This is a genomic window from Methylorubrum rhodesianum (genome assembly GCF_014199985.1).
GTDB classification, from domain to species: Bacteria; Pseudomonadota; Alphaproteobacteria; order Rhizobiales; family Beijerinckiaceae; genus Methylobacterium; species Methylobacterium rhodesianum.
Window position 1 is genome coordinate 136,510 of record NZ_JACHOS010000009.1, and the last position, 15,531, is coordinate 152,040.

General features: G+C 68.3%; 12 protein-coding genes and 1 riboswitch. Of the genes, 5 read left to right on the top strand and 7 right to left on the bottom strand.

The genetic code is table 11. The annotated features are described in order from the left end of the window. The first annotated feature begins 157 nt into the window (after positions 1–157). A complete protein-coding gene (urtA, locus tag HNR01_RS14720) occupies positions 158–1,399 on the top strand; it encodes an urea ABC transporter substrate-binding protein (protein WP_183668292.1) in 1,242 nt (413 codons plus the stop codon). Between the two features lie 72 nt (positions 1,400–1,471). Here urtA and HNR01_RS14725 read toward each other — a convergent pair whose 3' ends face one another. Both HNR01_RS14725 and HNR01_RS14730 read right to left on the bottom strand, forming a co-directional pair. Beyond that, positions 1,472–2,632: an acetyltransferase domain-containing protein gene (locus HNR01_RS14725; RefSeq protein WP_183668294.1), complete on the bottom strand. Its 1,161-nt coding sequence runs from the start codon at positions 2,630–2,632 to the stop codon at positions 1,472–1,474. Continuing rightward, entirely contained in the window at positions 2,632–4,836 is a 2,205-nt protein-coding gene (locus HNR01_RS14730; RefSeq protein ID WP_183668297.1) for a TonB-dependent siderophore receptor, read from the bottom strand. Before HNR01_RS14730 ends, HNR01_RS14725 begins: the two co-directional genes overlap by 1 nt. Positions 4,837–4,943: 107 nt before the next feature. Continuing rightward, a riboswitch (cobalamin riboswitch) is annotated at positions 4,944–5,160 on the bottom strand. A 358-nt stretch (positions 5,161–5,518) separates the two neighbouring features. Between HNR01_RS14730 and HNR01_RS14735 the strand changes: the two genes are divergently transcribed. Beyond that, a complete protein-coding gene (locus HNR01_RS14735) occupies positions 5,519–6,697 on the top strand; it encodes a DUF2778 domain-containing protein (protein ID WP_017486851.1) in 1,179 nt (392 codons plus the stop codon). Between the two features lie 113 nt (positions 6,698–6,810). On the opposite strand, the gene HNR01_RS14740 is transcribed toward HNR01_RS14735, so the two are convergent. Together HNR01_RS14740 and HNR01_RS14745 are read right to left on the bottom strand one after the other, a co-directional pair. Next, on the bottom strand, positions 6,811–7,173 hold the full coding sequence (locus HNR01_RS14740; protein ID WP_017486852.1) for a YybH family protein: 363 nt from the start codon (positions 7,171–7,173) through the stop codon (positions 6,811–6,813). Positions 7,174–7,201: 28 nt separating this feature from the next. Beyond that, positions 7,202–7,645, bottom strand: coding sequence for an OsmC family protein (locus tag HNR01_RS14745; RefSeq protein WP_017486853.1), 444 nt, complete (start codon positions 7,643–7,645; stop codon positions 7,202–7,204). 280 nt (positions 7,646–7,925) lie between these two features. On the opposite strand from HNR01_RS14745, the gene HNR01_RS14750 reads away from it, so the two are divergent. The 3 genes from HNR01_RS14750 to HNR01_RS28285 all read left to right on the top strand — a co-directional run bounded on the left by HNR01_RS14750 (position 7,926) and on the right by HNR01_RS28285 (position 10,486). Then, positions 7,926–8,375, top strand: a complete 450-nt coding sequence (locus HNR01_RS14750) for a PAS domain-containing protein (RefSeq protein ID WP_153875816.1) — start codon at positions 7,926–7,928, stop codon at positions 8,373–8,375. A gap of 113 nt (positions 8,376–8,488) precedes the next feature. Then, a complete protein-coding gene (frc, locus tag HNR01_RS14755) occupies positions 8,489–9,739 on the top strand; it encodes a formyl-CoA transferase (protein WP_017486855.1) in 1,251 nt (416 codons plus the stop codon). A 138-nt stretch (positions 9,740–9,877) separates the two neighbouring features. Then, positions 9,878–10,486, top strand: coding sequence for an HPP family protein (locus HNR01_RS28285; RefSeq protein ID WP_246417515.1), 609 nt, complete (start codon positions 9,878–9,880; stop codon positions 10,484–10,486). A gap of 95 nt (positions 10,487–10,581) precedes the next feature. On the opposite strand, the gene HNR01_RS14765 is transcribed toward HNR01_RS28285, so the two are convergent. From HNR01_RS14765 to oxlT, 3 genes are all read right to left on the bottom strand, one after another. After that, entirely contained in the window at positions 10,582–11,301 is a 720-nt protein-coding gene (locus tag HNR01_RS14765; RefSeq protein ID WP_017486857.1) for an alpha/beta hydrolase, read from the bottom strand. Positions 11,302–11,571: 270 nt separating this feature from the next. Then, on the bottom strand, positions 11,572–13,323 hold the full coding sequence (oxc, locus tag HNR01_RS14770) for an oxalyl-CoA decarboxylase (RefSeq protein ID WP_017486858.1): 1,752 nt from the start codon (positions 13,321–13,323) through the stop codon (positions 11,572–11,574). Positions 13,324–13,949: 626 nt separating this feature from the next. Continuing rightward, entirely contained in the window at positions 13,950–15,275 is a 1,326-nt protein-coding gene (gene oxlT / locus HNR01_RS14775; RefSeq protein WP_183668299.1) for an oxalate/formate MFS antiporter, read from the bottom strand. Between the last annotated feature and the right edge of the window lie 256 nt (positions 15,276–15,531).

Genomic DNA, 15,531 nt, shown 5'->3' on the forward strand with positions numbered 1-15,531 from the left:
CATCGCAAAGAATATGGGCAGAGCGCCCAGCAATTCCCCTTGATGCAACTCGGTTTCCTGAGACGAAATACGAATGGGGGCATTGGTTTCGTCTGGCGGCCGGATGGCCGTCCCTCGAGCCGACCTGCCGGATGACGTTGAAGGATTTCGAGACAACATGCGCTCGCGCGACCAAAACGACGCCCACTTCCATCTCCGCCGCCGCCTGCTCCTCGGCCTTGCCGCCTCACCGCTGCTGGGCGCCTTACCCGGACGCGCCTTCGCCCAGACCGGCGCCGGAGCCCTCGCCGTCACCGACAAGGAGGTGACCGTCGGCATCCTGCACTCGCTGACCGGCACCATGGCGATCTCGGAGACCGGGACGACGCAGGGCGAGAAGCTCGCCATCGAGGAGATCAACGCGGCCGGCGGCGTGCTCGGCCGGCAGATCAAGATCATCCAGGAGGACGGCGCCTCCGACTGGCCGACCTTCGCCGAGAAGGCGCGCAAGCTCGTCGTCAACGACCATTGCGCCGCCGTGTTCGGCTGCATGACATCGGCCTCGCGCAAGGCGGTGCTGCCGGTGTTCGAGCAGTATAACGGCTTGCTGTACTATCCGACCTATTACGAGGGCCTGGAGCAGTCCAAGAACGTGATCTACACCGGGCAGGAGGCGACGCAGCAGACGCTGGCGGGCCTCGACTGGGTCGGCAAGGAGAAGGGCGCGAAGTCCTTCTTCATGGTCGGCTCGGACTACATCTGGCCGCGCACCACCAACAAGATCGCCACCCGGCACATCACCAGCGTGCTGAAGGGGACGGTCGCCGGCGAGGAATACTTCCCGCTCGGTCACACCCAGTTCAACTCCGTCATCAACAAGATCAAGCTCAAGAAGCCCGACGTGATCTTCTCGACCGTCGTCGGCGGCTCGAACGTCGCCTTCTACAAGCAGCTCAAGGCGGCCGGCATCGACCTCAAGAAGCAGACGCTCGTCACCGTCTCGGTCACCGAGGACGAGGTGGACGGCATCGGCGGCGAGAACATCGCCGACGCCTATACCTGCATGAAGTACTTCCAGTCGCTCAAGAATCCGGCCAACGAGAAGTTCGTCGCCGCCTTCAAGAAGCGCTGGGGCGACAAGACCGTCATCGGTGACGCGACGCAGGCGGCGTATCTGAGCCCCTTCCTCTGGAAGGCGGCGGTGGAGAAGGCGGGTTCGTTCGAGATCGACCGGGTGATCGAGGCCTCGCCCGGCATTGAGATGAAGGATGCGCCGGAGGGCTCCGTGAAGATCCACGAGAACCATCACCTCTGGTCGAAGACCCGCGTGGCGCGGGCACGGGCGGACGGCCAGTTCGACGTGGTCTACGAGAGCCCCGAGTTGATCGAGCCGAATCCGTTCCCGAAGGGGTATCAGTAGCCCCGGAAGCCCCCTCTCCCCGCAAGCGGGGCGAGGGGACAGGCTCAACCGGTCGTAGGGTCGGGAGCGATCCTAAAGATAGCTCAACCCGGGCCACGCGCTGCGCCGCTTCAGCCGCACCATCCAGAGACAGGCCGGGTAGAGGGCGAAGGCGAATGCCGCCGCGATCGGCCAGATCTGCCACGGTGCCCCGGCCTCGATCCGCCCGGAGTCGCCGGCAAGGTCGAGGCCGGCAAGGCCGTCATAGACCAGGCGCAGAGCCCAGAGATGGGCGAGGTAGAAGAACAGCGGCGCCCCGCCGAAGACGGTGAGCCAGCGCAGGCGCCGCTCCGGCAGGCGCTCGAAGAGGGCGAGCAGCAGCAGGCCGGGGCCGAGGGTCGCGAGCAGGAAGTCGGCCGAGGGCGGATACTTGGTGAGGTTGATGAAGGACAGCGCGGTCGCGACCCCGTCCTTGCCGACCTGCCAGGGATGCGGGTCTCCGTAGCCGTCGAGGCCGCGCAGGGCCAGGAAGGCCGCCAGGCTCGTGAGGCCGAGGGTGACGAGGCGCCGGCGGCGCAGCGCCGGATCGAAGCCGGGCGCGTAGAGCGGTCCGAGCGCGTAGCCCGCCGCGATGACGCCGACCCAGGGCAGAACCGGATAGGAGGTGCGCGCCGCCCCCCAGGGCAGCGGGATCATCCCGCGCTGATGCAGCACCGCCCAGGGCGTGTAGCCCGGTTGATCGGGCGTCAGAACGAGGCCGTCGAGGGCGTTGTGCCCGAGCATGATCGCCAGCGCCGCGCCGATCAGCAGCGGCCGCGGTAGCCAGAGCAGGGCCGCGAGCGCCAGCATGCTGAGCCCGATCGCCCAGATCACCTGAAGATAGAGGACCGGCGGCAGCAGGCTGCCGGTCCAGGCGAGGTTCACCAAGCTCACTTCGAGGGCGATCAGGAACAGCCCGCGCTTCAGCAGGAAGGCGGAGGTCGCCGCCCGGCTGCCGTGCTTCTGTCCGTAGAGATTCGCCGAAAGCCCCGTCAGCAGCAGGAAGACCGGCGCGCAGAGATGCGAGGCGGCACGCGTCAGGAACAGGCCCGGCGGCGTCGCGGCGAGGTTGACCGGGTCGCTCACCTGGGCGTGCAGGTAGAAGAACTCGCGCACGTGATCGACGAGCATCAGGAGCATCACGAGCCCGCGCAGGGCATCGATGGCGCCGATGCGGGCGCGTGGAAGCGGGCAGGCGTCCGACCGAGCCGTCATCAGAACCGCACCGTCAGGGTTCCGGTGAAGCGCCGGGGTGAACCGGGATAGACCCGGAAGCGGTTGAGCGAGCTTTCGTAATACTCGGTGTCGAACACGTTCTCGACGTTCAGCCCGAAGCGGAAGTTCTCGTAGCGGTAATAGGCGAGCGCATCGACGGCGATGTAGGCGGGCAGCGAGAAGCTGTTGACCGCATCCGCCGGTCGCTCGCCGACGCCGCGCACGCCGCCGCCGAGGCCGAGCCCCTTCCACGGCCCGGCCTGCACCTCGTGGACCGCGAGCAGGCTGCCCGAGTGGCGGGGCACGTTGATGAGCGGCGCGCCCACCGGCAGCACGTTGTCCTTGGTCACGACCGCATCGGCGTAGACGTAGCCTGCCAGGATCTTGATCTCCGCCGTGATCTGGCCGGCGGCCGTCAGCTCGAAGCCCTGGCTGCGCACGGCACCGGCGGCGAGGGAGAAGGCCGTGTTGTTGGGATCGGGCGTCAGCACGTTCTCCCGGTCGACCCGGAAGGCCGTGGCGGTGAGCGCCAAGCCGCCGCCGTAAAGGTCGATCTTGCTGCCGACCTCGTAGCCGATGCCGGTTTCCGGCGCGAACGGCCCGGACAGCGCCACGGCGGCGGCGTCGGGCCCGATATTGGGCCGGAAGCTCGTGCCGACATTGGCGAAGAGGGCGAGCTCGGGGGTCGGCTGGTAGACGAGGCCCGCCCGCGGGGTCGCCGCGAAATAGGTCTGATCGACCTGGGAGCGCGGGATGCGCTCGCGGAACGACTGCTCGAAGAAGTCGAAGCGCACGCCCACCAGCGCCTTCCATTCCGAGCTGAGGCTGATCTGGTCCTGGGCGTAGAGGGCGGTGTTGGTGATCCGCTCGAGGTTGTTGCGCGGGATGGTGATCGGCGGCAGCGGCTGGCCGTAGCGCGGATCGTAGATGTCGATGGCGTAGGGGCTCGTGCGGAAGTTCGAGCGGTTGTAGACGACCCGGCTGTCGGTGCTCTCGCGCTCGAAGCCCACGAGCAGCGTGTGGCCGATGCCGGCGGTATCGAAGCGGCCCACCACTTCCGCTTGACCGATCGCCGTGTCCCAGCGGTAGTCGCGCAGGTTGCGGTCGCGCGAGACGGTGCGGTTGTCGGCGGCGATCGCGCGGATCTCGGCGGATTCGCCCTCCAGCGTGCCGGTGTTGAAGTGGGTGGCGAGCCGCATCTGCCAATCGGCGTTGAAGCGGTGATCGACCCGCACCTGCATGGTGTTGCTGGTCTGGTAGGTGCTCTGGCCCGGCTCGCCGAGGAAGCGCGAGATCGGCAGCAGCCCGAGCCGCCCGTTGATCGCAATGACGCCGCGGTCGAACACGATGCGGTTGCGCAGGAACTCGGTCTCGACGGTGATCCGCGTGTCCGGCGTGATCTGCCAGCTCAGTACGGGGGCGACGAGCAGCCGGTCGCCGTCCACGAAGTCGCGAAAGCTGCCCTGGCGCCCGGCGGCGAGGTTGAAGCGGTAGAGGAGCGTGCCCTCCTCGTTCAGCGCGCCGCCGGAATCGACCGTGCCGCGGAACTGCCCGAACGAGCCCCACAGGCCCCCCATCTCGACGAAGCGCTCCGCGGTCGGCTGCTTGGTGATGATGTTGACGAGGCCGCCCGGATCGCTGCGCCCGAACAGACCGCCGCCGGGTCCCTTCAGCACTTCGATGCGCTCGACGTTCTGCGTGTCCGGCGGGGGCGGCGTGCCGCGATTCAGGGGAAAGCCGTTCTTGTAGATCTCGGAGGTGGTGACCCCGCGGATGGCGTAGCTGAACACCGAGAGGCCGCCGAAATTGTTCTGCTGCGCCACGCCCGGCGTGTAGTTGAAGACGCGGTCGACCCGGGTGGCGGCGAGATCGGTGATGACCTCGCGCGGCGCCACCGTGACGACCTGGGGTACGTCGCGCTGCGGCGTGTCGGTCTTGGTGCTGCTCACCGCCCGGTCGGCCCGGTAGCCGGGCGTCGGGCCGATCAGGCCGATCGTGCCGGCCGCCGCCGTCCGGCCGTGCGGCGCGCCGTTGCCCTGGCCGCGCCCCTCCCCCTCGACCGCCAGCTCTTCCAGGGTCACCGAATCCTGCGCCCGCGCTGCCGCGCCGGGCAGGCCGGCGCAGAGCAGTGCGGCCAGCACCCAGCGCGGGTGCCGGGCCGGTCTGGCATCAGTGACGGCATTCAGGCTCGTCCGAACTCTCACGGGGCGCGCTCTGGCTGTGCGGGCACGGGCTCGAGCGGAGGCCCGGCCGCGAAGCGCGTGGGCACGCTCTCGCCGCTCGGACCCGCCGCCGGAACACCCCGCCCGGGGGACATCGTCGTGCCAAGGCAGGTCTCCTGGCTCACGGGTCAGCGCCCCCGTCCCGGCCTTCCCAGTGCGGCGCACCAGTGGCCATCCCTGACAGGGGCTCGCCGCTCACAGTTGCGGGGGCAGCTTCGGCTTTGCCCGGACGAGCTTACCGAATTCCCTCTTAGCCCCGGATGCCCTGGAGAGACGTCCGAAGGAACCTTGGCCATAGCAACTTCGCTGCGCCGCGGCGAAGGGTCAACAGGACGATCGATGAAATGTAACAACATCACATTCGCTGTGACCAGCCGGGCACAGTTCGATGCGGCGTCGGACTGAGGGGCCGGCGCCGCATCCGGAGCGTGGCTGCCATGGCTACCCGCAGCGCGGTTCAGCGCGGACAATTGGGTGCCGACCGAAGCTTGAACGAATATGGCTGCGATTTAGGCAAGATTAACCAAGATCCCGTTCAATGACGAAGGCTTAAGGTTGATCCTTCCCTAATCGGCGAAGCCATCTCGATCGTCATTCTGGCACAGATATGCCAGGAACGACGGCGGGAGGCCGTGCGGGATCCGCGTTGTCGAGTACCGCCCGCATGGACATCGCCGAGCTCGTTCAGAGCCGCTCCGCCCGGCCCGCCGTCCGCCGTCGGCGCGGGCCGCCCCTCGCGGTGCTGGCGCTCACCGCCCTCGGCGGCCTCGCCGGGGCCGGATTGCTGCAGCCGCAGGACGGCGACGTGCCCGTCCCTACGCAGAGCGCGCAGGTGTCGAGCGAGGCCGAACCGGCTGATACCGTGCCTGTCGCGCCCGGCCGCCTCGCCTGGATGCTCGATCCCGCGCCGGTCCTCGACGGTGCGACAAGCGGCTTCGTCCGACAGGCTCCGAAGGCCTCCGCCTTCCAGGCTCCGGTGACGCCCGAGCCGGTCGCGACCCTGGCCGCCCTCCCCGCGGCCGAGATGGCCGAAGCGCCGCCCGCCGTGATGCCACCCGCCGTTCCGCCGCGTCCGGCCGCGCCGACGGCGCGCGTCGCGCTCACCGTGCCGCTTCCCCTGCGGCGCCCCGAGGAATTCCGCTTCGAGCCGCGGACCCAGACCGCCCGCGCCGCGTCGAACCGGGTCGCGGCCGCCTCCGCGCCCCGGGCCTCGACCGAGCCGACCCGCAGCGTATTCAGCGCTGCGGTGACCGACGACCGCTCCTTCTTCGAGAAGATGTTCGACCTGCCCGGCTCCTCGGCACCCGCGCAGGCCTCGAACCGGGCGATGGCCTATGCCGGGCTCGACAGCGGCGCGGTCGACTCGGCCGCGCGGCGGCGCGTCGTGCCGGGTCCGGTCTCCGAGCCGGGCGTGGCCGTCTACGATATCAGCGCCGCCACCGTGACCCTGCCGAACGGCGAGGTGCTGGAGGCCCATTCCGGCCTCGGCGTCGCCCAGGATAACCCGGACTACGTCCACGTCCGCATGCGCGGCGCCACCCCGCCCGGCGTCTACGACCTGCGGGAGCGCGAGGCCCTGTTCCACGGGGTGCGGGCGATCCGCCTCAACCCGGTCGGCGGCTCGGCCGCCATCCACGGGCGCGACGGCATCCTCGCCCACACCTACATGCTGGGCCCGAGCGGCGCCTCCAACGGCTGCGTCGTGTTCAAGAACTACACCCGCTTCCTCCAGGCCTACCTGCGCGGTGAGGTCCGGCGCCTCGTCGTGGTCCCCGGCACCGCCCCCGGCGTCTTCGCCAGCCGGCGCAATGCCACGCCGCGGCGCTCGGCCTCGGCGGATTGAGGGGATCAGCCCTTTGGCGAGGCGTCGGGGCAGCGCCCCAACGCCCCTTCAGCCAGAGCTCCGCCCTGGATCCGCGAAAGGGTCGATCCCTTTCGCGGATCCAGACGTCAGTCCTACTTGACCGGCTTGATCTTGAGTTGGTCGATCGCCCAGCGCCAGGTCCCGTCAGACTGCCGGCGGGCCGATTCGACCGACAGCGCGCCGTTCGGCAGCCGCGCGAAGGTAAGCGCGAGGTCGCCGTTGCGGATCGCCGGCAGCGTTTCGGGCTCGGGGAAGTCCGACTTGCGGGCCAGCAGATCCGTGTAGAAGCGGCGGATCTCGTCGTGGCCCGTCGCCACGATGTCGCCCGCGGCGACCACGGCCTGCGGCTCGTAAAGGGCGACCAGCCCCTCGGCATCGCCGGCATTGGCCCGCTCGTGGAAGAGCCGGGCCAGATCCTCCGGCTCCCGCGCCACGTCTCGTTCGCTCGCGCTCATCGATGCTCCTCCCGGTTTTCAGGTTTGTCTATTTCAGGCGGTTTCCCTGCCCGTCCCGCACCGCGACCGCCACCGGAACACCGGCCTTGACGCTCTCGGACACAGTGCAGAACTGCTCGAACTGAGCCAGCACCCGATCGAGCCGGTCCATCGACTCGGCGGGTGCGCCCAACGCGATATCGACCTCGATCCCGACGAGACGCAGCCGGCCCTCCGCGTTGCGGGCCACGCGCCCGATCGCCTCGGCGCTCACGCCGCCCGCCTCCTGCCGGTACTTGCCCAGCGCGAAGGCGAGGCTGGCGCACAGACAATTGCTCACGGCAGCGATCAGCACCTGCTCCGGCGAGGGGCCGGTCCCGCCGCCGATCGGCTCGGGCTCGTCCGTCAGCAGCGGCACGAAGGCTTCGCCGAACTCGATCCGGAAGGCGTAGGCCTCGATCTGCCGGATCTTGATGCTGTGCTTGCCCGACATCCTGGCCTCCTTGCCTCCCTATCAACGGCGCTGTCGCTCCGGCGTTCGAACCGCACGGCGCGCCTTGACCTGCTATTCGTATCTGGTATACCAGATGCCAATCGATGAGCCACCGCAAAGAGCGGCCTCGATCTGGGAACCCGAAATCGGGGGAGCCCAGGACCCGGGAAGCCAAGGAGGCAACGCCTGCCATGACCGAACGCGGCATCCTCGACGGACATCGTTCCTCTCCGCTCGCCGTGCGGCCTTTGGGCTAGCGGCGGCACAAGGGAGGTGGCGGATGGCCCAAGCGCAGACCTTCGACACATCCGGGCTCGTCGCGGCGATCGGCGATGCGGTGGTGATCTCCGACGCGGACGGCCGCATCGTCACCTGGAATCCTGCCGCGGAGCGGATCTTCGGCTTCTCGGAGGCCGAGGCCCTCGGCGAGACCCTCGATCTCATCACCCCGGAGCGCCACCGCAGGCGTCACTGGGAAGGCTACGCAAAGACGATGCGCACGGGCGAGACCCGCTACGGCACGTCGCTGCTCAAGGTGCCCGCCCTGCACAAGGATGGACGGGCGCTCTCCATCGCCTTCACCGTCGCGCTGCTGCACGGCGCGGGGGGTGAGGTCACCGGCATCGCCGCGATCATCCGCGACGAGACCGAGCGCTTCCAGGAAGAGCGCAACCTGCGCCGCCGCGTCGCGGAACTTGAGGAGGCGCTGGGTACGCTGGTCTGCGCCTGAAGCGAGGGTCCGGGACAAGACCCAAGGCATTCAGCGATATTACTAGAAATATTATCTTCTAATTTTTCAACAACGACGCTCCACAACGAAGTCGAAAGAGGGAGAAAACCAAGATGACCCAGCCGCTCGACGGGATCAGAATCATCGATTTCACGCACGTCCAGGCCGGCCCGGCCTGCACCCAGCTCCTCGCATGGTTCGGAGCGGACGTGATCAAGGTCGAGCGCCCGGGCTCCGGCGACGTGACGCGCAGCCAGCTCCGCCACGTCGAGGACGCGGATGCGCTCTACTTCACGATGCTCAACTCCAACAAGCGCTCGCTGACGCTGGACACCAAGACCCCGCAGGGCAAGGAAGTCCTCGAGAAGCTGATCCGCGAATCCGACGTGATGGTCGAGAATTTCGGTCCCGGCGCCCTCGACCGCATGGGCTTCACCTGGGAGCACATCCAGTCCCTCAACCCGGGCATGATCCTCGCCTCGGTGAAGGGCTTCTCCGACGGCCACCACTACGAGGACCTGAAGGTCTACGAGAACGTGGCGCAGTGCGCCGGTGGCGCCGCCTCCACCACCGGCTTCTGGGACGGCCCGCCCACCGTGTCGGCGGCCGCGCTCGGCGACTCGAACACCGGCATGCACCTGGCCATCGGCATCCTCACGGCGCTGCACCAGAAGAACAAGACCGGCAAGGGCCAGAAGGTCGCCGTGTCGATGCAGGACTCGGTGATCAACCTCTGCCGCGTGAAGCTGCGCGACCAGCAGCGTCTCGACGCCATCGGCTACCTCGAGGAGTACCCGCAGTACCCGCACGGCGAGTTCACCGACGTGGTGCCGCGCGGCGGCAATGCGGGCGGCGGCGGCCAGCCGGGCTGGGTGCTCAAGTGCAAGGGCTGGCAGACGGACCCGAACGCCTACATCTACTTCACGATCCAGGGTCACGCCTGGGCGCCGATCTGCAAGGCGCTCAACAAGCCCGAGTGGATCGACGATCCGGCCTACAACACCCCCCGCGCCCGCCAGGACAAGATCTTCGAGATCTTCGCCTTCATCGAGGATTGGCTGGCCGACAAGACCAAGTTCGAGGCCGTGGACATCCTGCGCAAGTTCGACATTCCCTGCTCGCCGGTTCTCTCCATGAAGGAGATCGCCGCCGATCCGTCGCTGCGCGCCAGCGGCACCATCGTCGAGGTGCCGCATCCGAAGCTCGGTTCGTACCTGACCGTCGGAAGCCCCATCAAGTTCTCCGACATGAAGGTCGACATCAAGGCCTCGCCGCTGCTCGGCGAGCACACCGATGAGGTCCTGGCGGGCCTCGGTTACTCCCCCGAGCAGATCGCCGCGATGCATGAGGCCCGCGCGGTCTGACGGGTGACGGCGGGCAGCCCCGATCCCGGACTGCCCGCGCTGGATGGCCGGCCCCCCTTCGGCCATGATTCTCCCGGGACGGGGCATCGCCCCGGGAGTGCTTGACCGGGCACGGTGCCCGGGTTTTTTCCTCCTCCGATGACTTTCCCGGGCCGACTCTGTCGGTCCGGTTTTTCTCGTCTCGCGCGCCGGCTGCCGCGACGCGCCTCCGCCTCCGCCTCCGCCTCGAGGCTGCAGCGCCCTGCCGGATATGCAGTCGGTGACGTCCTCCCGCGGCCGAGTTCTCCCCGAGCGGCGCCCGTCAGCCCGTGCCGCACCGGATACGGACACCGAACGGCCGACGTCGGTCGCGGCGATGGGCACCTCCGCCGTTCTCCACTTCAGCGGTGCCGTTCGAGTCCGCTGGCGCAGCGCCGGTCGATCTTCGGCGGTAATCTCGTCGCCTCGCGGGTCGGCGTCACGATCGCCCTGTTCGTCCCCGATCCCGTGGTCGCCGAAGCGCTCGCTGGGGCTGGCGTTATCGCGGTGATGATGGCCCTGCGGTGCCTGGACCCGCCCGGTTGCGCTCAACGCGGTGCTGAGCGTGACGGCGATCAATGGTCTCGGCGACGGCTTCGTGCAGTGGTCGGCGGGCTTGGACCGAAGGGCTGCCTGATGGGCGCCGTCTCGCTGGGCAACCTCGCCGCCGCACGGCTGTCCGACGCCGACGCCCGCAACAATGGCGCCCGCGAGACGGTATCGACCTAGGGCGTGGAGCCGCTTACGGCAGGCCTCGCCACAGGCATCGGCCCTTCCGTATCGTCCCGAAAGCCTGACGCTGCTGTTCGGGACGACGCGGCGTTTCAGGCGAAGAAATCGCCGAGAAAGAAATCGACGGCCTGAGCCACCACGTCCGGATTGTAGGCGTGGGGGCCGTCATACTCGACATAGGTCAGGTCATAGCCCGCCCCCTTTAGAAGCCGGGCATGGGTACGGGCGCTGCGATCGATGCCGATCTGCTCGTCGCGGGTCCCGTGCGACAGGAAGATCTTCGGCGCACCCACCTGCACCTGAACGGACATGAAGCCGGCCGAGGACACGATCAGGTGGCTGACCCGGTCGCCGTTGGTGAGGCCGAGGGACAGCGCGTAGCTGCCGCCGTCGGAATGGCCAGCGAAGGCGAGATGGCGGGGGTCGATCAGGAAGCGGTCGGCGACCTCGGCCAGCGCCCGGTCAAGCCGCTCCCGGTCGGGGCCGTTGCCGACAATGACCAGATCCCATGTCGGATGGAGCGATTGCGGCGCGAGCAGCAGGAAGCCGCGCGCCTGAGCATGCCCCTCCAGCATCGGCAGGATCTTCTCCGCATGTCCGCCGCCGCCGTGGAACAGGACCACGAGGGGGGTCGGCAGGCGCGCATCGATGTGCTCGGGCACGCAGAGGACGGCGTCGCGGGTCTCGAACAGGCCGAGCGCGTGGCGGCCGGGGGGAAGCGGCGGCTTCGTCGGCAGCCGCGGCAGGAAGGCGAGACGCCCGGCGAGGCGGGGGTCGAGCGGAGCGGTCGGATCGAAGGCGGAGGAGGCCATGGGCATCGTTCCTGATGGAGCCCACCATGCCCGTCGTGAGGTGCGGCCAAGCAGCCTCGAAGGAGCCTCGAAGCACGCCTGAACCGGAATCCTGGGCACTTGCGGCCAGATACGTCCGGGAGTGCTCGGGGCTCCGCTTCGCCCTGCACCTCGGCATGAGGAAGGTGGGTGGTTGCTGGGGCCGTGGCGCCGGTCGGCAGCCCCGGCCGTGAAACGACGAAGACCGCGGCGCCGGGGCACCGCGGTCCTCTCAAGGCGCGGAGGCCGCCCTCACTTCTTCTTCAGCGTGCTCTGCGGGTTGAGGCTGCCGATGTTGCCGCTCTCGCTGCCGGCGGCCGGATCGATCACCGCGTTGATGAGCGTCGGCTTGCCGGAATCCATCGCCGCGTCGACCGCCCGCTTCAGCTCGTCCGGCGTGGTGACGTTCACGCCGACGCCGCCGAAGGCCTCCATCATCTTGTCGTAACGGGAATCCTTGACGAAGACGGTGGTGCCGGGATCGCGGCCGGTCGGGTCGATGTCGGTGCCGCGATAGATGCCGTTGTTGTTGAAGATCACGATGCAGACCGGCAGCTCGTAGCGGCAGATCGTCTCCACTTCCATGCCGGAGAAGCCGAAGGCTGAGTCGCCCTCGACCGCCAGCACCGGCTTGCCGGTCTCGACGGCAGCCGCGACGGCGAAGCCCATGCCGATGCCCATCACGCCCCAGGTGCCGACGTCCAGGCGCTTGCGCGGCTGATACATGTCGATGATGCCGCGGGCGAGGTCGAGGGTGTTGGCGCCCTCGTTGACGAGGATCGCGTCGGGCCGCTCCTTGATGACGGTGCGCAGGGCGCCGAGCGCCGAGTGGAAGCACATCGGCGAGGTGTTCTTCATCAGCTTCGGGGCCATCTTGGCAATGTTGGCCTCGCGCTTCGTGCGGATGGTCTCGAGCCAGGCCGAGGGCGCGCCCTTCCAGTCCTTGCGGATGCCCTCAAGCAGCGCCTCGACGCAGGAGCCGATATCGCCCACCACCGGCGCGACGATCTCGACGTTCGAGTCCATCTCGCGCGGCTCGATGTCGATCTGGATGAAGCGCTTCGAGCCGGGCTCGCCCCAGGTCTTGCCCTTGCCGTGGGAGAGCAGCCAGTTGAGGCGGGCGCCCACCAGCAGCACGACGTCGGAATCCTTGAGCGCGGTGGAGCGCGCCGCGCCGGCCGAGAGCGGGTGGGTGTCGGGCAGGAGGCCCTTGGCCATGCTCATCGGCACGTAGGGGATGCCGCTCTCCTCGACCAGCGCGCGCACCGCCTCGTCGGCCTGGGCGTAGGCCGCGCCCTTGCCGAGGATGATCAGCGGACGCTCGGCCGACTTGAGCACGTCCAGCGCCCGGGCAATGGCGGAGGGAGCCGGGAGCTGGGCCGGGGCCGCGTCGATCACCTTGACCAGCGACTTGGCGCCGACGCTCGCGTCGATGACCTGCGAGAACAGCTTGGCGGGCAGATCGAGGTAGACGCCGCCGGGACGGCCGGACACCGCCGCGCGGATGGCGCGGGCGACGCCGATGCCGATATCGGCGGCGTGCAGCACGCGGAAGGCGGCCTTGCAGAGCGGCTTGGCGATGGCGAGCTGGTCCATCTCCTCGTAGTCGCCCTGCTGCAGATCGACGATCTCGCGCTCGGAGGAGCCGGAGATCAGGATCATCGGGAAGCAGTTGGTGGTGGCGTTCGCCAGCGCGGTCAGGCCGTTGAGGAAGCCCGGCGCCGAGACCGTGAGGCAGATGCCCGGCTTCTTGGTGAGGAAGCCGGCGATGGCGGCGGCGTTGCCGGCGTTCTGCTCGTGGCGGAAGGAGATGACGCGCATGCCCTCGGCCTGGGCGAGGCGCCCGAGGTCGGTGATCGGGATGCCGGGCACGTTGTAGATCGTCTCGATGCCGTTGAGCTTGAGCGCGTCGATGACGAGGTGGAAGCCGTCCGTCAGCTCCGCCTCCTCGTGGGGCACCGCGCCCGCGGTGATGGCATCGATGTTCTGGGCCTGGACGGTCATGCGGCGTTCTCCCTCTTGATTGGCTGTCGTGTCCCGCTGAAGGCCCGATGGCGTCGGGCCGATGCGGCGCGGTGCCTTGCGCAACGCCAAACCCGGCGCGCGGACCGTGCGTCGAACGACCGGTCTTGCTTCGACGGATCTGGCATACCAAATACCAAATGGGTGGTCAAACGGAACCGACGGCTTTCGTGGTGTGCCGTTGCAGGCACCGCGTCGTTCAAGCGAGTCGGTCGGAGCGGAGACGGGCAGACTTCATTCTGTCACGCGTCCCGAGCCTTGGCGTCCTGAGATTTTGCAGCCGCAATTCAGACCTGAAGAAACGGGCGCAGAGCCGGATACAATCGCGTGAATTGAGGCGTCGATTTTCCCAAGACTTGTGCGCGGGTCGCTGCCCGAACACGCCGTGCTGCGGGCTGCGCCGGCGATCTCGTGAAGAAAGTGGGAGACGGACTCCATCCTCTTCATTGCCGAAGACCGCCTGACGGGATCGCTCTGCGGCTCATCGGAATCGTTTGGCAGAGCTGGGGCGGGCGACACGTCCCCGTCACGCCCCAACGAGAAACGCGCCGGGCGTCCTCCGCCGCGGCGCGTGTCTCATCAGTCGGGATAGGAGGCCGCCCGCACCCTCATGCGAGCTTGACCGCCCGCGCTTCGGCCGCCTCGGCGATCTCGGCTTCCGCCGCGAGGTAGCGCCGCCGCATCGGCTTCAGGACGAAGACCGCGAGCGCGGCCGCCAGGATGTTCAGGCCGATGATGAGGCCGAACACCGCCGACCAGCCGTAGCGCGCCGACAGGACACTGGCGAACGGGACGAGGAAGGCCGCCGTCCCCTTGGCGGTGTAGAGGAGCCCGGCGTTGCTGGCGGCGTATTTCGAGCCGAAGGTGTCGCCGCAGGTGGCCGGGAAGAGCGAGTAGATCTCACCGAACACACCGAAATACATCGCCGTGCACAGCACGAACACGATCGGGTTGCGCCCGTAGCCCAGCAGCAGAATGCAGGCCGTGGCGGCGATGACGAAGGCGATGAACATCGTGTTCTCGCGGCCGATGTTGTCGGACACCCAACCGAAGAACGGCCGCCCGAACCCGTCGAAGATCCGGTCGAGCGAGATCGCCAGGGTCAGCGCCGCCATCTGCAGGCCGAACAGGTTCATCGTCACGTCCGCGACCTTGAAGTCGTGGGCGATCGGAGCGATCTGCGCCGCCGCCATCAGGCCGCCCGAGGCGACCATGACGAACATCGCGTACATCGTCCAGAAGACGGGCGTGCGCACCGCCTGCTTCGGGCTGCGGTCGACCTTGGTTTGCGGCAGGCGCAGGTTCTTGCGCTTGATCGGCACGGCGACCGAGGGCTTGCGCAGGAAGAGCGACAGCAGGAGCACGACGGCGCCCTGGCCGAGCCCGAACACCAGGAACGCCTTCTGGTAGCCGCTCGCCGCAATCATGTTGGCGATCGGAATCACGGTGACGGCCGCGCCCGCACCGAAGCCCGCCGCCGTCGCGCCCGCGGCGAGGCCGCGCCGGTCGGGAAACCACTTCAAGGCATTGCCGACGCAGGTGCCATAGACCGAGCCCGCACCGATGCCGCCGATGACGGCCGCCGTGTAGAGCAGGAAAAGCGAGTCGGCGTAGGCGTTGAGCGTCCAGGACAGGGCGATCATGAGGCCGCCGAAGGCGACCACGATGCTCGGGCCGTAGCGGTCCACGAACCACGTTTCGATCGGAACGAGCCAAGTCTCGGTGGCGACGAAGATGGTGAAGGCGAACTGGATCGCCGTGCGCCCCCATTGATGCTGCGCGTCGATCGGATCGACGAACAGGGTCCAGCCGTACTGAAGGTTGGCGATCATGGCCATGCAGAGCACGCCGAAGGCGAGTTGCCACCACTTGGCGGAAGGCGCGTCGGAAGGCGCCTTGGTAAGCGCGTTCTGCTCTGCCGGTTGGTGAACCATCCGGTATCTCCCTGATGCTTTTCTCATGCTCCCCTGGCGCCGCATCATGCACGATGATGCTAGGCATACAATATACCAAGGAATGACGGATCGGGTGCGATGCTGCGGCAACCCGGCACAGCAGCCCGGATGGATGGGCCGGCCGGATCTGCTCCGGCGCCTGCGCGGGTTCGAAATGGAACGCGTCGACACAGGCCGGATCCCGTGGGCCCGGCTTGCGCCGACGAGGGTCGAGGAATCGGCCGGGCAGTGGCCC